Source organism: Rhizobium sp. 05L419 (assembly GCF_056397845.1).
This window is the reverse complement of the sequence record NZ_JBFTOF010000005.1, coordinates 179,531-197,897: the sequence shown is the minus strand read 5'-3', so window position 1 is coordinate 197,897 and position 18,367 is coordinate 179,531. Positions and strand designations below refer to the sequence as shown.

At 61.7% G+C, this 18,367-nt stretch carries 17 protein-coding genes and 2 pseudogenes; 10 read left to right on the top strand and 9 right to left on the bottom strand.

Going from position 1 to position 18,367, the window contains the following annotated elements; translation table 11 throughout:
• Nucleotides 1–60 precede the first annotated feature (60 nt).
• From AC1DMK_RS08880 to AC1DMK_RS08865, 4 genes are all read left to right on the top strand, one after another.
• Nucleotides 61–978 (top strand): PD-(D/E)XK nuclease domain-containing protein, encoded by a 918-nt coding sequence (locus AC1DMK_RS08880; RefSeq protein ID WP_477858422.1) that lies wholly within the window; start codon nt 61–63, stop codon nt 976–978.
• A 787-nt stretch (nt 979–1,765) separates the two neighbouring features.
• The gene (locus AC1DMK_RS08875; protein WP_477858421.1) at nt 1,766–3,058 is read left to right on the top strand and encodes a site-specific integrase; all 1,293 of its coding nucleotides are present in this window, start codon (nt 1,766–1,768) and stop codon (nt 3,056–3,058) included.
• Nucleotides 3,058–6,471 (top strand): hypothetical protein, encoded by a 3,414-nt coding sequence (locus tag AC1DMK_RS08870; protein ID WP_477858420.1) that lies wholly within the window; start codon nt 3,058–3,060, stop codon nt 6,469–6,471. Before AC1DMK_RS08875 ends, AC1DMK_RS08870 begins: the two co-directional genes overlap by 1 nt.
• Nucleotides 6,471–7,241, top strand: a complete 771-nt coding sequence (locus AC1DMK_RS08865; protein WP_477858419.1) for a hypothetical protein — start codon at nt 6,471–6,473, stop codon at nt 7,239–7,241. The genes AC1DMK_RS08870 and AC1DMK_RS08865 overlap by 1 nt, the downstream gene beginning before the upstream one ends.
• Nucleotides 7,242–7,295: 54 nt before the next feature.
• On the opposite strand, the gene AC1DMK_RS08860 is transcribed toward AC1DMK_RS08865, so the two are convergent.
• The 4 genes and pseudogenes from AC1DMK_RS08860 to AC1DMK_RS08845 form a co-directional block, all read right to left on the bottom strand.
• Nucleotides 7,296–7,553, bottom strand: coding sequence for a DUF2312 domain-containing protein (locus AC1DMK_RS08860; RefSeq protein ID WP_131665551.1), 258 nt, complete (start codon nt 7,551–7,553; stop codon nt 7,296–7,298).
• 122 nt (nt 7,554–7,675) lie between these two features.
• A pseudogene (locus AC1DMK_RS08855) lies at nt 7,676–7,810 on the bottom strand (GapR family DNA-binding domain-containing protein); the annotation flags it as partial.
• Nucleotides 7,811–7,898: 88 nt separating this feature from the next.
• Nucleotides 7,899–8,204: a DUF1244 domain-containing protein gene (locus AC1DMK_RS08850; protein WP_477858598.1), complete on the bottom strand. Its 306-nt coding sequence runs from the start codon at nt 8,202–8,204 to the stop codon at nt 7,899–7,901.
• Nucleotides 8,205–8,230: 26 nt separating this feature from the next.
• A complete protein-coding gene (locus AC1DMK_RS08845; protein ID WP_477858417.1) occupies nt 8,231–9,022 on the bottom strand; it encodes an N-formylglutamate amidohydrolase in 792 nt (263 codons plus the stop codon).
• 199 nt (nt 9,023–9,221) lie between these two features.
• On the opposite strand from AC1DMK_RS08845, the gene AC1DMK_RS08840 reads away from it, so the two are divergent.
• From AC1DMK_RS08840 to AC1DMK_RS08825, 4 genes and pseudogenes are all read left to right on the top strand, one after another.
• Nucleotides 9,222–9,707 carry a DUF1036 domain-containing protein gene (locus AC1DMK_RS08840; RefSeq protein WP_113000462.1) on the top strand — a complete coding sequence of 162 codons (486 nt, stop codon included), beginning with the start codon at nt 9,222–9,224 and terminating at the stop codon, nt 9,705–9,707.
• Nucleotides 9,707–11,146 (top strand): pyruvate kinase, encoded by a 1,440-nt coding sequence (pyk, locus tag AC1DMK_RS08835; RefSeq protein ID WP_477858416.1) that lies wholly within the window; start codon nt 9,707–9,709, stop codon nt 11,144–11,146. The genes AC1DMK_RS08840 and pyk overlap by 1 nt, the downstream gene beginning before the upstream one ends.
• 134 nt (nt 11,147–11,280) lie before the next feature.
• A complete protein-coding gene (locus AC1DMK_RS08830; protein WP_477858414.1) occupies nt 11,281–11,916 on the top strand; it encodes a LysE family translocator in 636 nt (211 codons plus the stop codon).
• 66 nt (nt 11,917–11,982) lie between these two features.
• Nucleotides 11,983–12,735: pseudogene (locus AC1DMK_RS08825) on the top strand (IS5 family transposase).
• Nucleotides 12,736–12,876: 141 nt separating this feature from the next.
• Here the strand turns inward: AC1DMK_RS08825 and AC1DMK_RS08820 are convergent.
• From AC1DMK_RS08820 to AC1DMK_RS08805, 4 genes are all read right to left on the bottom strand, one after another.
• Nucleotides 12,877–13,674, bottom strand: a complete 798-nt coding sequence (locus tag AC1DMK_RS08820; protein ID WP_477858413.1) for an alpha/beta fold hydrolase — start codon at nt 13,672–13,674, stop codon at nt 12,877–12,879.
• A gap of 250 nt (nt 13,675–13,924) precedes the next feature.
• A complete protein-coding gene (locus AC1DMK_RS08815; RefSeq protein WP_477858411.1) occupies nt 13,925–14,476 on the bottom strand; it encodes a DUF4865 family protein in 552 nt (183 codons plus the stop codon).
• Entirely contained in the window at nt 14,473–14,874 is a 402-nt protein-coding gene (locus AC1DMK_RS08810; protein WP_037069394.1) for a cupin domain-containing protein, read from the bottom strand. Before AC1DMK_RS08810 ends, AC1DMK_RS08815 begins: the two co-directional genes overlap by 4 nt.
• Nucleotides 14,871–15,290: a tautomerase family protein gene (locus AC1DMK_RS08805; RefSeq protein WP_477858409.1), complete on the bottom strand. Its 420-nt coding sequence runs from the start codon at nt 15,288–15,290 to the stop codon at nt 14,871–14,873. Before AC1DMK_RS08805 ends, AC1DMK_RS08810 begins: the two co-directional genes overlap by 4 nt.
• A gap of 107 nt (nt 15,291–15,397) precedes the next feature.
• Here AC1DMK_RS08805 and AC1DMK_RS08800 point away from each other — a divergent pair, with 107 nt between their 5' ends.
• The gene (locus AC1DMK_RS08800) at nt 15,398–16,360 is read left to right on the top strand and encodes a LysR substrate-binding domain-containing protein (protein WP_477858407.1); all 963 of its coding nucleotides are present in this window, start codon (nt 15,398–15,400) and stop codon (nt 16,358–16,360) included.
• A 26-nt stretch (nt 16,361–16,386) separates the two neighbouring features.
• Here AC1DMK_RS08800 and AC1DMK_RS08795 read toward each other — a convergent pair whose 3' ends face one another.
• On the bottom strand, nt 16,387–17,331 hold the full coding sequence (locus AC1DMK_RS08795) for a GlxA family transcriptional regulator (RefSeq protein ID WP_477858405.1): 945 nt from the start codon (nt 17,329–17,331) through the stop codon (nt 16,387–16,389).
• 119 nt (nt 17,332–17,450) lie between these two features.
• Between AC1DMK_RS08795 and AC1DMK_RS08790 the strand changes: the two genes are divergently transcribed.
• Nucleotides 17,451–18,338 carry an SDR family NAD(P)-dependent oxidoreductase gene (locus AC1DMK_RS08790; RefSeq protein ID WP_477858403.1) on the top strand — a complete coding sequence of 296 codons (888 nt, stop codon included), beginning with the start codon at nt 17,451–17,453 and terminating at the stop codon, nt 18,336–18,338.
• Nucleotides 18,339–18,367: the final 29 nt, after the last annotated feature.

Below are 18,367 nucleotides of genomic sequence, written 5' to 3'. Positions count from 1 at the left end.
CAAGACCGTGCACACCGGGTGGTCGGCGGCAAATTGCCAATAAGCGTAATGGAGATTCAATTGTCGCGACAGCAATATCTGGAGCAATGCCAGGAAGCCGCCTTTTACCTCCAAACATTCATTCGAGCGAATGGTGATGATTTTCGGGAATCGGCCATCGGAACCAACCCGAACGAGGGTTGGGGACGAACCGAAGAAGCCGCAAACGCACATTCGATCGCAACGACATTGTGGCATTTCACCGACGAAAATTTCCGCAATTGCCGTTTCCCGGAGAATTACGGTTCGCCTGAGGCGTTCAAGAATCGGCTTTTGTCATTCGTAAACATGCTTGAGCGCGATATGTCGCAGCTCGAGGAGGCCATAGATCGCCTTCTCGAGAACGCACCGATGACCCTTTCGATGGTTCACGAGAACCTGACGTCGTGCCATCATGCAGCGAGAGAAACCCTTGCCCAACTCGAGGCCGCCTACCGCGCGCAACACCCCGAACTGGACTTGTTGATGGCGATAGCGCCGGTCCGGCCGATCGACCGGATACAAGAAATCGCGAACCGCTTTCCGGATGTTGTCCGGGTAATGAGCAAACGTCGTGCACAGAAACCGCCATTGGCAATCGAAGATGAATACGATGTCCAATACCTTTTTGAGGGGCTCTTGTCCGCGAGCTTCTCCGATGTACGGCCGGAGAAGCCGACAACGGTCGTTGCTGGCGGATCAGGACGTGCGGATACATGGCTGAAGGACGAGCGGATCGTTGTCGAGTACAAGTGCACCCGCGGCAATCTAGGCGCAGTTGACCTCCGCAAACAGATAGCAGATGACTTCCTTCTTTACGGCGAAGACAGGGATTGCGACGAGCTTTTCGTGTTCATCTATGACAAAGCGCGCACGATAATTAACCGCCAAGGGTTCGAGAAGGACCTAACTCGATCAGTTCAAGGACTAAGCCAAGTACGCATTGTCGTAAGAGATTGACGAAACCTTCTACATGGGTCGCCGCAACGCCTACTGTGGCGTCGAAACTTTTAAACCTGCAGCGCGAATGAGCGAATCACCAGGCAGCGCCCTTTAGCCGCGCCATTTTTGGGCTGACGGAAACCTCTGCCAGGACGGCACGAGGCGGTTCGCTGTCACGGCCGTTTTTTTTGTGGGCAGTCGAACCTTCGGATGCGTCGGAAAACATCCGGTCCCTGCCCAAAAATCGGCCAAGGACTCGTGTGTCCTTCGCTCCGCATCAACGCGGTTTCTGCATCCCCCATCAAGTCACTGATTTCTCGAGACCCCGAAGGATTCGTGTCGTAGCGCGGGTGAAGGACTCGAGCGTTATCGAGGACGTGCTGTCGCCAAGCCTCGAATCCTTTGAAAGTGCTTTGATATCAGATGCTTAATGAGAGACTGTCTCCGATCTTCCTCGTTGACGGCGCGTCCAGATTGTTTTCGGATCCCGCGTACGCAAGCGACCGGACGAGGCAACGATGACGACCAGGCTAGCAAAAAATGAAACACGCGGGCAGGCGCAGGCCAAGACGGCGAGGCCCGACGCAAATCCGTTTTTGATCTACGCACATCCTCCAAGGCGGCGGAGGCTTCTGGCTCCGAACGCTTCGTCAAGAGCTGCACCCGGTGCGAGTAGATGAAGAACCGACCTGAAGAACAAGAGAGGGAGTCCGTGGGGGCGGAGCCGCTCGGCGACGATCTATCCTCCGCGCCGCCGAGCGTGGTCATCGATCTTCCCGCCCTCGTCCGGAGAGGATCTGAAGTCATGGTAATCCCGCTACCGTTGCTGATCGTGGCGACGGACGGAGCCGTGGATGTTCCCGCGGACGCCTACCAGTTTGCATTGAATCGCGCCGCCGTCGAGAAGTTCGACGCCCTTCGGCGCATGGTGGTGACGGTCGGCGCCGTCCACGACTTCTGGCGGCGTTCAGGGCTTACCATGCGTGCCGGGGAGGACGCCAACCTTGTGATATGGAACTACCTGGCGGAGCGCCTCACAGGTCCTCGCCCAGTTCTGTATTCGACCGTGCGCACCGAGTTTCATGACATCCGGACCTACGTCCGCTTTTGTCGTAGCCAGGATCGGACGTATTCCCCCTTCGCGCAGGCGCTGGCGGCCGATAGCCGCCTGTTCGCCCAGAGAATGCCGGTCCGGCCGACGGCCGGCATTCTGCAGCATCTGGACGTGCAGCGTATGCGCTGGGCGGAGTTGCAGGAGGGTCAGGCGGATTTTCCGGACGACTTGAAGAAGCTTGCGACCCCTGCGGTCAAGACGGCGAAGAAGATCGTCAAGTTCCCAACTGAAGATCAGATGGACGACATGATCGACCTTGAGCCGAACCCGCTTTATCGGGCGGCCTTGTGCCTTCTCGCCGCGCAGGGGGCGCGTTTTTCCGAGTTCCTGCAAATGTGGCGGTGCGACGTCCTGCCGGCAAGCTATGCAAGCAAGTTTGGTGCGTCGGACGACGGAAATCCGTTCGTCATCTATGCGCATCCGGACGAGTCGACCTGGATTGGGAAAAGCTTCGCACTACGAGCCGGAATCTCCCGCAAGGAGGTCCTCAAGCAAGACTGGGGAACGACATCTTGCCTCTGGAATTCGTCCCGCAAGGAGCGGCTCGGATGGAAGTCCATGCTGCTGTTCGATCGGCGCGCGCTGTCATGGGGGTTCTGGGTTGTCGATCGGTATGCGAAGGAGTTCGCCCGCCTTGTTCCCCACGTCCTCGCTTTGCATGAAGAGCTTCGGACCGACGACCGCCATCCTTACTTCTGGATAAACCCTACCGATCCAAAACATCGCGGCGGCCAGATAAGACACCGCAACCTGCGCCGGGTCGTCGGGGTCGCGTGCCGGCGCGTCGGGATCGAGCCCCACTTTGACGACGGCGGTCACGGCCACGGTCTCCGGCACTTCTGCGAATGGTACGCGAAAACGAAGATCGGCCTCTCCCCGCAAGAAATCCAGATCGTGCTTCGTCAGCGTAGCGTCGATTCGCAGGAGGACTACGGTCGGCGGCTGTCCGATCTGCACAAGACACTGAGCGCAAGGAGGAACTGATGGAACTCTATCCCGACGAACATATTTTGTATTCCGATGCGGACGGCGGCTGCGCGATCAACGTGTCAGACAAGATCGTTCTCCTGATCCTGCCCGCCAAGATTGATCTCTCCGAGCTCTGGAGCGAGTTCGAGCGGACCCTGCGTATGGAGCTACGGACGCTCCTCGGCATGGAGTACGGCGCGGCGATGAAGAAGTACGGGCACCTGAACCTCAACGCTGAGCACGCCGCGGATCGCCGGCATACGCTGGTCGGATTGCTGACGCGCGGCGGCGCGGACGACAGGCTGCACGTCTTCGAGAATGGGCCCGTCGTCCAGGCCCTGATCGAACTGGGCGCCGTGCCGTCGCTCACTCCGCACGGACGTCCCAGACAGAACATACCGCGCGAGTGGGGAAAGGCTTCCGACGTTCTGGCAAGCCTTTCCGCCGAGGCGAGAGCTCGAATCGTCGATCTGGTCCTCGAGGGCGACCTCGACGTCGCCCTCCGCTTCAGCCAGCGCGATCAGGTTGGATTGTCGGCCCTCAAGGAGAAGGTGTTGAGCGTCGACTTCAGTACGGCCGGAGCCTTGCGTGAAATCGCCGCCGAGATGGAGAGGAACATCGCTCCGGTCCCTAAGGTGAAGGGCGAGTCGGCTGCGAAGGGCACCGGCCGGACCTATGCGGCGATTTGGTTCGCCCAGTTCCTTGCGGCGAGAGGTGTCTGGCTCCTCCCGTTGCGGTTCTACGACCGTCTCCTTGCCTTCTGGCCGGACCATCTCAGGCCGCTGTTGCTCACGATGTCCGTGCCTCCGCACTCGCGGGATGTAGCTGACGGGATCCTGGCCACCGCGCCGCGCGAGCTGACCTCGCTGCGGCAGGTGCCGAACGTCTTCGTCATGGCCGCGTTATGCAGCACGATGTGGTCGGAACGCCGCTTCTGCTCGACGACGCTCTTTCACATGAAGACCCGCTTCGGAGGCAGCGACCAGGGGCGGTCCTCGTCCATCAACCACGTATACAAGCATCTGGTGCATGTGTTCGAGGTCGACGTCGTCCAGCGCGGCGAGGCCCGCCTTCTGGACGGCCGCAAGAAGCTCTCGTCGGTGGAGGCGTTCCGCTGGGTCGGCCATCCCGGCAAGTCGAACATGAAGAAGGCGTCGAGGATACTCGGGCGCGACTGGTCTGAGATAACCATACCGGAGCACACCCGCGAGCTTGCCGCGGAGATGCGGGAGCTGCTTCCGACGTTCAAGGTGCAGTACATGAGGGCGGTCCGCGATGCGCTCGATCTCTTCCTTGTCTACACGCTTCTTCTTGGTCCTGATCGGGGCGTCCGTCGTCTTCGCGACATCCGTAGGCACGACCATGTACGCTCGGAGATTTCTCCACACGAGACCTTCTTCGAATTCCTCCAAACGCGTTGCGCGGAGGTGGGGGGTCACGCGGCCCGCGCTGCAATGAGCAAGATGTGCCTCATCTGGAAGGCCGGCGCCGTCAGGGACGGCTACGACGCGGACGTGCCTTGTCCGTTCGATCCGACCTTCGACCGTCTGCCTGGAGGAGCGGCCTCCAAGAAAGGCAGAGCGGGCCGGGCGCTGGACCAAGCGGTGATCGACATCCTGATCGAGTTGAACAGGGAGGGGGATTACGGCTTTGCCCGCAGCCTCGGTTGGTACGACGTCAATCTCAGGGACGCCGGGGGACGCTACTCCGTGGTGTTTTGGATGGCCGTCCCGCTTGCGCTCGACATCTCGTTGCGCACCGGTCATCGGTTAAGGTCGATCAGGTGGTTTGATTCCGGCGAAGGCGACGAGCGCTTCTACGACCCGTTCACGATGACCGACGCGCCGAATGGGCTTCCCTGCGCGATCGCCGGCCGCAGCGAGTTTGCGATCCGATACCTGCGTCTGGACGACGCCGACCGCACCGAGGTCAATGCAATGTACCTGTGCGTCGCGAAAGGCGGTCCGTACGAGACGGCCTACCTGCCGGACGAGTTGGTAGAGCCGATCTGCAGGATGCGTGAACTGCAGATCCGATACAATCCGATGAAGGCGCCTGTCGTCTCCATCGACAATAGTAGCAGGGTGGCCGAGACCAATGACGACCTGTTTGCGCCGGTGTTCCCGTTGCTCCGAACTCCCAACGCCTTCCAAGACGTCGTGTCCGATAGCTCGGTCAGGAGCTACTACAAGGCCTTCCTCAAGATGGCCCAGCCGATCGTCAACGAAAGACTCGGCCGGGAGTACCCGCTCGTCGATCTCGAAGATGACCTTGCCCTGACGACCATCCACGATCATCGTCGAAGCCTCGTGACCAACGGTGACGAGCGTGGTGTTGCGATAAGCGCGCTCAGGACCCACTTGGGGCATGCAGGCGATCCGACGACGCACTCTTACAACAGGGTGCGCGATTGGCGTGTCCATAGCCTGGTTCAGATGGCGACCTACGACACGGAACTGATCGAAGGTGTCGCCACCAGTCGACCCGAGGCGCTGCGGCAGATCTCCGAACAGGTCGAAGCCGTATCGGGGAAGAACTCGCCCCAATCCGCAAGATTGCGCGAAATGAGGGACAGCGCGCGGATGCCTTCGCTCGACGTGTTCATGCACGGCTTGTGCATCGGCGGTGACTGCGCCACCGGTGCGCAGAAAAGCGGCCAGCGCATCCCGGTCTGGCGCCCGCGCGCATGCGGCGGATGCCTGTACAGCGGCCGGGGCTGGGCTTTCAGGGCCGGGGTTGTCAACCGCATAAATCTCCTGAAGATCGAGCTTCGGATGTCGGGGACGAGGAGTGCCGATCTCAATAGGACGGTTGCGAGGCTTGAGGCTGAAGGAAGGCCCGTTCAGGCGTTGGTCGGCGCGGTCGCAGCGGAGGAAACGCTCCGCCGGAACTTGACGAACGAACTGCGGCTCGAACAGGAGCATCTCAAGAGAATCGACGTCGCCGCCAAGGCGGCGCGGCTCGCCGGGCGCGCGCCGAACTCCGTGATCCTGCTGAATTCGGTGTTCGAGCACGAGAAGGTCGCGACCGAGGAACGTCGCGTGCACGATCTGGCGATGCTTCTTCTCGTCATGAGGGACGCGGTCGTCATTCCGGCGGCGCGTGTCGAACTACCACCCGCGGTGCCTCTGGAGGTCGAGCGCCAGGTCCGCTCCGTGCTGCGTGCGAACGGTCTCGAGGAGGTGCTGCACCGGATCCCCGAAGATGAGAAGATCGAGTCGCTCGTCGCAATTGGCGACGTCTTCATGGATCTTTTCGGGGAGGTGGAGGAGTTCCAGCGCGTCCTCGAAGAGAGCGCCCAAGGGATACCGCAGTCGGCGATCCAGGAAGTCGCCACCGTCATCGAGGAGGCGGCGGCGCGGCCGCAGCCCAACGGAATGCCTCAGGCGGCCCGGCTTCTGGCGTCGCTATCGGGAGATCGGCCTTGATGGAGTCGATCGAGTCCGAAACCATCATGAAGGGCCTCCTTATGGAGGCCGAGGACAATGCCTCGCGTCAGGGCACGCTGTCGAGGCTCAGGGAGGCCTGCGACGATGTCCTCTCCGGCCATGCGCTCAAGCTGGCGCGGCAGTGCGGTTGGAGGAAGGACTGGTTCGTGCCTAACCGCGCGCTGGTCTACCGCAGCGTCCATGAGTACCGGAAGATGAGGCAGTTCGTCTCGCCTCGCACGGAGCCGCCCGGCCCGACCCTGGACACGATCGCTCACGACCCCGGCCTGTCGTCGTACGTCAAGGCCCGCGAGCGGGAGCGGGCGGGGCAAGCCCGGCCGTCGCGGCCCAAGTCCGGGACGAGGGCCCGGAGGTCCGACGACATCATCGCCGAGAAGCTCGACTTCAATGAACAGGCGATCGTCAGGACTGAGCTGGTGGCCGGTCGGCTCGCCCAACGGAAGTTCGACACGCTGGCCGCGTTCTTTCACCGGCTGGCCGGTGTCGACCTCGGAAAGCGGGAGACCTTTTCCTTCGAGGACGTGGCCCGCTCGATACGAGGCCAGCTCTCCGGGGACGACCGCGAGCCGATCGAGAGGCTGGTGGCCCGCCTACATGACAACGAACTTCTCGTCGGCATGGGGCTGATCAACGATGGCGGCCGCATTCTGACCGACTACGGGGACTTGGTGCTCGTGAAGCCGGACGAGCTCCGCGTGCTCGTGCGGCTCGCCGGGCTCGACCCCGGCCGCCTGAAGCCGGTGAACTGACTGGCGCGCCCGGCCGCCGCTTCGGGCGGCCGGTGGACGCCGTCCGTTCGGTCTTTACTCCATGCCGAGAGCGTTCATGTAGGTCTGCAGGATCGACTCCTCCTCCATGCGCTCGTTGGCGTCCTTTTTCCTTAGCCGGATAATCGTTTTCATCGCCTTTGTATCGTAACCCCGGCCCTTCGCCTCCCCGAACACGTCCTTGATGTCGTCGGCGATGGTCTGCTTCTCCTCCTCGAGGCGCTCGATGCGCTCGATGAATGCGCGCAGCTCCGCGGCAGCGACGTTCTCGGTGCTGGTTTCGATCTCGCTCATTCGCTTTGAATTCCTCTTTGTCGGTCCGGCCGTCGAACGCGCTTGCGCATATCGTCGCGGCCATGTATGTTGCTTTCAAGTCATTGATTCTAAACGTAAAGCATACGATTCGCGGGGGATTAGAAGCCGGTTCCCTTGGCTTCACCATAGACGTCCTTGATATCGTCGGCGATGGTCTTCTTTTCTTCTTCCAGCCGTTCAATGCGCTCGATGAAAGCGCGAAGCTGGTCGCGGGCAACGCCGTGAGCATCAGACATCGTGTACTCCTGATATGAGTGTGGAATTCGGATGGCGTTGACTGCCGTGAAGCGTGGCTGCGGTCAAGCCGATTCGAAAGGCTGGACCCTATTTGTGCGGTTTGTTCAGGTCAAATGCGGCTTTTTGATCGGCGGAGGCTTCGTTCTGGTGAAGGTCCCTCCACTTCTCGTATGGCATGCCGTAGACGATCTCGCGCGACTCGTCCTTGGAGATTGCGACGCCGTCGGCTTCGGCCGCCTCGCGGTACCAGTTGGACAGGCAATTGCGGCAGAAGCCGGCGAGGTTCATCAGATCGATGTTCTGGACGTCCGGCCGATCGCGCAGGTGCGCAACGAGCCTGCGGAAGGCTGCGGCCTCGAATTCGGTCTGCTGTTCGTTCGTGAGTGCGGTCATGTCGCTCTTTGTCATCGTAGGGCCCTTCATGCGTAGGGGCCGGTCCGCGATACGTGCACATTATAGGCGTGCAGTGCCGGATCGGCATTGATTGTTTCAAAGACCGGCGCAAGCCGGTCGGCCCAGGCCGCGACGCCGATATCGTCAGCGACGAGATCCTGGCGTACCTCGAGCAGGGCATGCGGGATGCCGGTCAGCATGCAATGCCGGTACATCGTGTCACCCTTCAGTGCGCCGTCATAGGGTTCGTTGTCGCCAACGAGGAGATCGGGATCGCGGCGGAGCAAGTCAAGCAGTGGCGTGACGGCGCGTTGATCGCTGTCCCAAAGCACGGCCGCATGCCAGGGGCGTGGCACACCCTTCCAGGCCGGGGTATAGGAGTGCAGCGAAAGCACGAGCGGCGCCTTGCCGGTCCGGTCGGCCACGTCGGCGATCGTCTGGCTGACGGCATTGTGATAGGGGCGGTGAAACGTCTCGATGCGGCCGGTCCACTCGTGCGCGGTGATCGGGTGGTTGCCGGCAATGATGGCGCCGTCGGAGATCTTCATGATCAGCGTCGGATCGTCCTCGCCGCGGTTCGGATCGATCAGCAACCGAGAAAAGCCACCGAGGACCGCAGGCACGCCGAGCCTTGCCGAGAGCGCGCGGACCAGCGCCTCGATGCCGATATCGTAGGCTATGTGGCGGGCAAAGGCGCTTTCCGGAAGCCCGAGGCTGCCATAGCGCTCCGGCAGGCGGTTCATGGCATGATCGCCCAGAAGCACCATGCCCTTGTCATGATCTCCGGCCAGGATTTCGAAGGATTTGAAGGCGGACATAAAGGAAATTGCCGATCGAGGTTTGCAAGCATGTCTCTGATCGCATGGGCAAAGGGGAGGTTCAAGCGCACTCGGCAATCAATCATTGCGGCAATGCTTGGAGCAGGGCCTGCAATCCCGAATATAATCGATTAGCATTGCGTTGACTTTCGCCGGGAGGCAGCGCAAGAAGGCACAACAACTGATAACCGGGAGCCAATTGGAAGTCGTGTTGATCCAGACCGCGCCAAGTTTCCTTACGCGTTCCGGGCCGCTTGCCCGTTTTGCCCTTTTCATCCTTGCGGCGTTTTCGCCGTTCTTTATTGCCGATGTGGCGCGCGCCGATTTTCGCGTGTGCAATGGGACGCAGAATCTGGTTGGCGTGGCGATCGGGTATCGAGCCAAGGATGGCTGGATGACGGAAGGCTGGTGGCAGGTGCCGGCAACGACTTGCGCGACACTGATTGAGGGGGAGCTGCAGTCCCGTTATTACTATCTCTACGCAGAAGACGCCGCCCGGGGAGGCCGATGGACCGGTGACGTGCAGATGTGCGTGGCAGAGAACGAGTTCAAGATCACGGGCGTCAATGATTGCTATGCCCGTGGCTATCAGAAGATGGGTTTCAAGGAATATGACACGGGCCGCCAGGGTAGCTGGATGGTCCAACTTTCCGATACCCCAGGCACGCAAGAAAGCCCGAATTGATGAAGCGCAACCGCAAAGTTAAAATCCTCGCAACCCTCGGACCGGCCTCCTCCGAGGAATCGATGATCGAGAAGCTGCACCAGGCCGGTGCCGACGTTTTCCGCATCAACATGAGCCATGCGAGCCATGACGTGATGCGGTCGCTGATCAAGCGCATCCGTTCCGTCGAGGCGCGCTCCGGCCGTCCGATCGGCATTCTCGCCGACCTTCAGGGGCCGAAGCTGCGCGTCGGCAAGTTTGCCGACGGCAAGGTCGATCTGAAGCCGGGCGATACCTTCACGCTCGACAACAAGGACGTCCCCGGCGACGCGACCCGCGTCTACCTGCCGCATCCCGAGATCCTGGAATCGGTAAAGCCCGGGCACCGCCTGCTGATCGACGACGGCAAGCTGGCGTTGCGCGCTGAAAAGTGCGACGGCAAGAGCATCGTCACGACGGTCATCTCGGGCACGAAGATTTCCGACCGCAAGGGCGTCAGCCTTCCCGACACGCTGCTTACCGTCGGGGTGCTGACGGACAAGGACCGCGTCGACCTCGCCGCCGTCCTCGAGACCGACGACGTCGACTGGGTGGCACTTTCCTTCGTACAGCGTCCGGAAGATCTGGCCGAAGTGCGCAAGATCGCGCGCGGCCGCGTCGGCATCATGTCGAAGATCGAAAAGCCGCAGGCTATCGAGCGGATCGAGGAAATCATCGAGCTATCCGACGCGCTGATGGTCGCCCGTGGCGACCTCGGCGTCGAAATGCCGCTCGAATCCGTTCCCGGCATCCAGAAGCAGTTGATCCGCGCTTGCCGCCGTTCGGGCAAGCCCGTCGTCGTCGCCACGCAGATGCTGGAATCGATGATCACGGCGCCGGTGCCGACGCGCGCCGAAGTCTCCGACGTTGCGACAGCCGTCTTTGAAGGTGCGGACGCCGTCATGCTGTCGGCCGAATCCGCTTCCGGCGACTATCCGGTGGAAGCCGTTTCGACGATGGCATCGATCGCCAGCGCCATCGAGCGCGAGCCGCACTACCCCGGCATCATCTACGCGCAGCGCGCCCAGCCGGAGGCAACCGGTGCGGACGCGATTTCGCTCGCTGCCCGCCAGATCGCCGAAACGCTGCGGCTGTCGGCTATCGTCTGTTACACCTCGTCCGGCACGACCGGTCTTCGCGCCTCGCGCGAGCGTCCTCAGGTGCCGATCCTGGCGCTGTCGCCGGTCATCCAGACCGCACGCCGCCTGGCGATCGTCTGGGGCCTGCACTGCGTCGTCACGCACGATGCGACGGACCTCGACGACATGGTGAACCGCGCCTGCCGTATCGTTGCCGACGAAGGCTTCGGCAAGCCTGGCGACCGGATCATCATCTCGGCCGGCGTACCACTCGGAACGCCGGGTGCCACCAATATGATCCGCATCGCCTACATCGGCTCCGACGGCCAGAGCGGCATCTAAGGTCATCGCTATCGATTGAAGCAAAGCCCGCGGCCCGAAAAGGCGGCGGGCTTTTTTATTTGCGATATTTCTGGACGGCTTGCAGGCCGCGGCTGCACATGCAAGGCTTGGATATCAACGCTTGGGAGGGCATCATGCATGCAGTTACGCTTCTCGCATTCGCGGCGGTTTCCTTTGTCGCCATCGCGACACCGGGGCCAACGGTGCTTCTGGCGCTGACCAACGGTTCGCGCTACGGCGTGCGCCGCGCGAGTGCCGGTCTGACGGGTGCAGTGCTTTCAGACTTCGTGCTGATCGGCGCCGTCGCCGTCGGGCTGGGCGCTTTGCTGGCCGCCTCGGAATTCTGGTTCGCGATGCTGAAATATGTCGGCGCTGCCTATCTCGCCTTCCTCGGCATGATGATGTTGCGTTCGAAGGGCACGTTCGATGCGGCCCTGAAATCCGGCGAGCAAACAGGCGGCGGCTCGCCGCTTTCGATCGGCCTGAAGAGCTTCATGGTCGCGGTCACCAATCCCAAGGGCTATCTGTTCTTCTCCGCCTTCCTGCCGCAGTTTATCGATCCCACTATGCCGCAGGCGACACAGTATGCGTTGCTGGCGCTGATCTTCGCTTCGCTCGATTTCCTGATCATGCTCGGCTACGCGATCTTCGGCTCGCAGGCCGTCCGGTTCCTTAAGGCGGCGGGCGCGGTGTGGATCGAGCGCGCCTGTGGTGGCGCGCTGCTCGCCCTGGCCGGATCGCTTGCGCTCTATCGCCGGGCGACCGTCTGATCTAGGGTCAGGACCTATTAATTTCGTTTGGGATGTGATTCAGAGTCTCCATTGAAGGAGGTCCTGATGGGTGATTTGTTTCTGCTAAGCGCGCGCCAAATGGCTCGGATCTCTCCGCATTTTCCGCTTTCTCATGGGGTGGCGCGTGTCGATGACCAGCGCGTCGTCAGTGGTATCGTCTATGTGATCCGCAATGGTCTGCAGTGGAAGGATGCACCTTCGCAGTATGGGCCACATAAGACGCTCTACAACCGCTTCATTCGCTGGAGCCGGCTCGGTGTGTTCGACAGGATTTTCGCCGCTTTGGCCGGCGAAGGCGCCCAGCCTGAGCGCATCATGATCGACGCGACACATCTGAAGGCCCACCGCACCGCGGCAAGCCTTCTAAAAAAGGGGATGTTCCCCGTCGTATCGGGCGAACCAAGGGCGGACTGAACTCGAAGCTCCATGCCGTTTCCGATGATGACGGCCGGCCGATCATCATGCTGCTCTCTGAAGGCCAGATGAGCGACCACAAGGGCGCCCGGATCGTCCTCAACGCGTTGCCCAAAGCCGATTGCCTCATCGCCAATAAGGGCTACGACAGCACCTGGTTCCGCCAAGAGCTTCTTGCCAGGGGCATTGAGCCCTGCATCCCGTCCTCTAAAAGCCGGAAGAAACCATACGTCTACGACAAAGCTCTCTATCGTCGCAGACACAAGGTCGAGAACCTTCGCCAAGCTCAAGGACTGGAGGAGAATCGCAACACGCTAAGACCGATGCGCCCACATCTTCTTCTCCGCAATCTGCATCGCAGCTACTGTCATCTTCTGGCTGTGATTAACGAGTCCTGACCCTAGTTACCAGCAGGGCGAGCCTCGGCCGCTCACCTGCTGATTAAAACGATACCCGACGGCGGGCGCACGTGGGAGTTTTGCGCCCGCCATGACGAAGCTACCTTTGTCGCACCATCCGGCGACCCTACTTCGCAGCCTTCTCGATCAACTTCGCCACCTGGTCCGGATGCGAAACCATTACGACATGGGACGCGCCTTTCACGACCTCGGTGTCCTTTGAATGCGCTCGCTCAGCCATCCATCCCAGCGCCTTAGCCGGGATGTTTTTGTCGGCGTCACCGTAAACAAAATAGGAAGGAATGGTCTTCCAAGCTGCGCTTGAGGACTTCTCATTCAGAGCGGCAACGGTCACTGGGCGTTGAGTGGCAGCCATCAGAGCAGCATCCTTGGCAGACACGTCGGCAGCGAACTGCGAATGAAATTTTGCCTGGTCAATGTACAGGTCCTTCTGGCCATCAGCCAGGTCGACCGGAGCGGATAGAGCGCTCGCAAGAGTCCCTCCCGGGAATTTGCCCGACAGATCCGCCGCCGTTTCCCCGGCGTCAGGAGCGAAAGCTGCGACATAGACGAGCGACTTCACGTGTGCAGGCTCCGCAGCTTCCGTGATAACCGATCCGCCATAAGAGTGGCCGACGAGCACGACAGAAGTGTTCAGCGACGAAACCACCCGGCGGACATAGTCCCCGTCGGTTTTTACGCTACGGAGAGGATTAGCGACGGCGACGACCGGGTAGCCATCCTTCTCAAGGCGAGCGATCACGCCGTTCCAGCTGGAAGCATCTGCGAAAGCTCCATGGACCAAAACTATGGTCGGCTTGGCCGCTGTGTCGGCGAACACGGGGGTGATCGAAGAAGTCAGCGCTGCGGCTGCGATCGCGATTTTGAGAAACTTGTACATAGGATTTCCTTTGAAAATACTCATTTCGGATTTTTGATATCGCGCAATTAAATTGTGTGCAAGCAAAATTGTCGAGGACGTGTTCACTCATCCGTGAGCAGCGTGTCTCATCGGGTGGGGATGGAAGCGTTTCTGTGCTGAAAAGGCCGAGGGGCTACACGATGACGAGTTTCTAGATGAGTCCTGTGTTAGGCGCATTCTAGCGAGCAACAAGGAGTCGAATCCGCCCGGAGACTCTGAATCACATCCCAAACGAAATTAATAGGTCCTGACCCTAGGCCACGKACACGTGGCCGACGCGATAGATCTGGCCGCCTGCGGCAGTCGGGGGTGCGGCTCGACGAAGGCTGAAGCGCACGATCGTCCAGCTCGTCGGCTCGAAGGCCGAGACGGAGGCCAAAACATCGCTTCGTCGCGCCTCGCCTTGCGCGCGCTTGGTTTCCTCTTCCCTGATGTGCCCGAGCGACGCATAGGGTTCGATCGGAAAGACCTCCCGAGTGGCGAACCTGGCTTCCGCGACGGCTGAGGCGGTTTCGGCTTGCCAGACGATCCAGGTTTTGACCTGCGGCCAGCCGAAGGATTGCGTCAGTGCCTCGAAACCGGGGCCGCAGAGGAAATCGCCGGCGCCTTCCGGTTTTTGCCAGAGATAGAACGGCGCATAGAGGTTTTCAGTGGAGCCGAACTCGCCCTTGCGGGCGCTGAGATAGGCCTTGAAGCCGAGGTTCGCAAAGCCGTCGAGCATCGGCCCCTTGTCGCGAATTCGGCGGTTGATGATCGACATGTCGTAGTCGGCAGGCAGGGTGAAGCTGTACTGCATGGCGATCATCGCGTGATCTCCACCGGTTCCAGCCAATCGACGAAGCGACCGGCTTCGGCCGCCTGGATGCTGATGTAGCTGAAGGTGCTGTCGCCGGCGGCGCCATGCCAGTGCTTTTCGCCGGCGGCAAACCAGACCGCGTCTGCGGTGCGCAGTTCTTCGACATGCCCGCCGTCTCGCTGGGCGAGCCCCTTGCCGGAGAGAACGTAGAGCAGCTGGCCGCGCGGATGCGTGTGCCAGTTGGTTATCGTGCCGGGGTCGAGGCTCGCCCGCATGGCTGTGTTTTCCCCATCCGCACTGCCTTCCAGCAACATCTCGACCCAGAACGGGGCCGTGGCAGCGCCCTGCGGCGAGCGGACGGCGTTGCCGGGGCGGCGGACGGTCATGCGATCGGGATTGCCGCTCATGGTGCTGTCTCCATGGCACGGATTTCCCAGCCGGGTTCGGTCATCTGCTGTTCGCCGTTGCCGAACGACCATTCGTCCGGTGACGTCGTCGTCACGACGATCATCACGTCCTCCGGTCTGAGGCCGGGGGATTGTGCGAGCAGTTCGACGGCGCGCTGGAAGAATGCCTTGCGCGTCTGCGTCGAGCGCGGCTTGCCGGCGGTGATGGCAAATAGCACGAAGTCGTCGGAGCGCGGACCGGCGAGATAGTTGCGATCGAAGATCAACTCGGCGGGTTCGTGCTGATGAAACACCTGAAAGCGATCGGCAGGCGGCACGTTGAACGCCTCGACCATGGCGCGGTGGATGCTGTCCGATATGGCCCTGAGATAGTCCGGCGACTTGCCTTTCAAAAGCGAGATACGAACGAAGGGCATGGAAGCCTCCTTGATGTGAACTCTTGACAGCAGGAGGATCGCACGACACGATAATACATAAAATCAGAATTTTGTGGATCAATGATCCTGAAAATATGGACAATACGATGCGCCGAACGATGTTCGATCTTGATGTGCTGCGGACCTTCGCGACCGGCATGGAGCTCGGCAACTTCGCAAGGGCGGCCGAGCGGCTCGGGCGCTCGACCTCGGCGGTCAGCGCCCAGCTGAAGAAGCTGGAGGAGCAGGCAGGCACGCCGATCTTTCGCAAGGCGGGGCGGGGGCTTGCGCTGACGGAAGCGGGCGAGACCATGCTGACCTATGCGCGACGGCTGCTGGAATTGAACGACGAGGCGGCGGCTGCCGTTCACAGTGTCGAGCTGGAAGGCTGGGTGCGGCTCGGGCTGCAGGAGGACTTCGGCGAGAACCTGCTGCCCGATGTCCTCGGCCGTTTCGCGCGGGCCCATCCGAAGGTGAGGATCGAGGCCCGCGTCGTGCGCAATGCCGAGCTGATCGAGCGCGTGACGTCTGGCAAGCTCGACCTGGCGCTGGCCTGGAGCGACGGCCACCTGACGCCGCATTGCGCGCCGATCGGCGAAGTGCCGATGTGCTGGATCGGTCCTGCAGCCGGGCTCTCCGAATGGAGCGCGAAGAGTGGAGAACCGTTGCCGCTCGCATCGCTCGAAGCGCCTTGCCTGCTGCGGACGGCGGCGATCAAGGCGCTCGACGCGGCCGGTATCCCCTGGCGGCTTGCTTTTGTCAGCCCAAGCCTTGGCGGACTTTGGGCCGCCGCCGCCGCGGGGCTCGGCGTCACGATCCGCACGCCGATCGGCCTGCCCGACAAGGTCAAGCCGCTGATGGCCGATGAATCCGGTCTGCCGGAACTGCCACGACTCGGGCTCGTGTTGCATCGGGCCGAAGCCGAGCCCGGTCCGGCAACGGCGCGGCTCGCAGAACTCGTCCTGCAGTCGGTGCGGGGAGCGCTTGGTGAGGCTCTCCCATCTCCCTCGGGGAAAAGGTGGCCCGAAGGGTTGGATGAGCGGGCGGCACAGCAGATCGTCCGGCCGTGACAAGAGAAAGTTGCCCGCAGGAGGCCCTATGCCTGGAATTCGCGCTGGGCATTGCGGCGGATTGCCTGCGGGGGCTGGCCGAAGGCGCGGACGAAGGCGCGGCGCATGCGCTCGCGATCGGCAAAGCCGGTTTCCATGGCGACGATATCGATCGGGTGGCGACCCTGCTCCATCATCAGCCGCGCCGCCTCCAGGCGCAGGTTCTCGACGGCCTTGGCCGGGGATTGTCCCGTCTCGGAGCGAAAGGCGCGGCTGAACTGGCGAGGGCTCAGATGAGCCGCCTCGGCAAGCTCTTCGACAGAAAGGATGTTCTTCAGATTGCCGCGCGCATAGGCGAGCGCCTTTTGGATGCGATCCGACTTCGGTTCGAGCTCCAGAAGGGTCGAAAACTGCGATTGGCCGCCGGCCCGGCGGTGGTAGACGACGAGCTTGCGGGCCACGGACCGTGCGATGTCGGCACCGTGATCCTTCTCGACCATGGCCAGAGCGAGATCGACGCCTGCCGTCATGCCTGCCGATGTCCAGACCGATCCGTCGACGATGAAGATGCGGTCTTCCTCCATCTTGATCCTGGGATAGCGGACCTGCAGTTCGCGGGCGAGAAGCCAGTGGGTCGTTGCGCGGCGGCCGTCCAGGACGCCGGCCTCCGCCAGGAAGAAGGCGCCGGTGCAGATCGAGGCGACGCGGCGGGAATTGCCGAGGGCGGCGCGAATGAAATCGCTCTCGGCCTGGGTCGGCAGCATGATGCCGGGGGCGCCCGAGATCATCAGCGTGTCGAAGGCCGGATCGCCGAAGGGCTCGGTGTCGATGGACATTCCGAAGGAGCTTGGCACTGGGCCGCCGGTCCTGGAGATATAACGGATCCCGTAGGCCTCGCCGCCAAGGTCGATATTGGCGAATTCGAAGACAGAGACCGCGGCCAGGCTCATCGCCTGGAAGCCGGGGAAGAGGAGAATGGCGATCGTCTGCACGGCAGTAAACTCCCGTTGTCCTAAAAGGTGGTATATATGACATTCAGGCCGTCGGCAATTCGTCGTAAGACTCTTCCCAAGCGAACGGCAGGGGCCGGGGCAGCAGAAGGAAGAAAGCGATGACACAGATATCCGAGTCACCGGTATCCGAGACACCGGTATCCGAGACACCGGTATCCGAGACACCGGTATCCGAGACACCGGTATCCAAGACACCGGCATCCAGGGGTACGGCGCTGATCACCGGCGCATCGTCGGGCATTGGTGCGGTTTACGCGCAGCGGCTCGCACAGCGCGGCTACGATCTCATACTCGTTGCCCGCAATTGGGAAAGGCTCTCGGCGCTTGCGAGCAGGCTCACTGATGAAACCGGCCGAACCATCGAGACGGTCACTGCCGATCTCGGCGACCAGGCGGACCTGCGTCGTGTCGAGGAGGTGCTGAAAACCGACCGCAGCATTACGCTGCTCGTCAACAATGCCGGTGTCGGCGGAACGGCACCGCTGCTTTCGTCCGACGTCGACAAGATGCAGGCGATGATCGAGCTCAACGTCACGGCGCTGACGCGGCTGACCTATGCCGCCGTGCCCGGTTTCGTTGCCCGCGGCGGCGGATCGATCGTCAACATCGCCTCGATCGTCGCCATCGGGCCGGAGGTGCTGAATGGCGTCTACGGCGCCAGCAAGGCTTTTGTCCTTGCCTTCAGCCAGTCTCTCAAACACGAGCTGGCGGACAAGAACATCCGTGTACAGGCGGTGCTGCCGGGTGCTACCGCGACCGAGTTCTGGGGCATCGCGGGTACGCCCGTCGAGCATCTGCCTTCTGAAATCGTCATGTCGGCCGAGGACATGGTGGACGCTGCGCTGGCGGGTTTCGATCAAGGCGAATTTGCAACGATCCCGGCGCTTGAGGACGCCGGATTGCTGAAGGCGTATGAGGATGCCCGCCAGGCATTGCTGCCGAACCTGTCGCGCTCCGCACCGGCACAGCGCTACAAGGCAGCCTGACGATATCTCTGGTGGAAGGCGGGTTTCGG

Excerpts from the sequence above, each read along its gene's own strand:
- AC1DMK_RS08875 (WP_477858421.1), top strand. The coding sequence starts at position 1,766 with ATGGTAATCCCGCTACCGTTGCTGATCGTGGCGACGGACGGAGCCGTG.
- AC1DMK_RS08805 (WP_477858409.1), bottom strand. The coding sequence starts at position 15,290 with ATGCCCTTCGTTCGTATCTCGCTTTTGAAAGGCAAGTCGCCGGACTAT.
- AC1DMK_RS08790 (WP_477858403.1), top strand. The coding sequence starts at position 17,451 with ATGACACAGATATCCGAGTCACCGGTATCCGAGACACCGGTATCCGAG.
- AC1DMK_RS08850 (WP_477858598.1), bottom strand. The coding sequence starts at position 8,204 with ATGACCGCACTCACGAACGAACAGCAGACCGAATTCGAGGCCGCAGCC.
- AC1DMK_RS08800 (WP_477858407.1), top strand. The coding sequence starts at position 15,398 with ATGCGCCGAACGATGTTCGATCTTGATGTGCTGCGGACCTTCGCGACC.
- AC1DMK_RS08810 (WP_037069394.1), bottom strand. The coding sequence starts at position 14,874 with ATGAGCGGCAATCCCGATCGCATGACCGTCCGCCGCCCCGGCAACGCC.
- AC1DMK_RS08865 (WP_477858419.1), top strand. The coding sequence starts at position 6,471 with ATGGAGTCGATCGAGTCCGAAACCATCATGAAGGGCCTCCTTATGGAG.
- AC1DMK_RS08820 (WP_477858413.1), bottom strand. The coding sequence starts at position 13,674 with ATGAGTATTTTCAAAGGAAATCCTATGTACAAGTTTCTCAAAATCGCG.
- pyk (WP_477858416.1), top strand. The coding sequence starts at position 9,707 with ATGAAGCGCAACCGCAAAGTTAAAATCCTCGCAACCCTCGGACCGGCC.
- AC1DMK_RS08870 (WP_477858420.1), top strand. The coding sequence starts at position 3,058 with ATGGAACTCTATCCCGACGAACATATTTTGTATTCCGATGCGGACGGC.
- AC1DMK_RS08860 (WP_131665551.1), bottom strand. The coding sequence starts at position 7,553 with ATGAGCGAGATCGAAACCAGCACCGAGAACGTCGCTGCCGCGGAGCTG.
- AC1DMK_RS08830 (WP_477858414.1), top strand. The coding sequence starts at position 11,281 with ATGCATGCAGTTACGCTTCTCGCATTCGCGGCGGTTTCCTTTGTCGCC.
- AC1DMK_RS08845 (WP_477858417.1), bottom strand. The coding sequence starts at position 9,022 with ATGTCCGCCTTCAAATCCTTCGAAATCCTGGCCGGAGATCATGACAAG.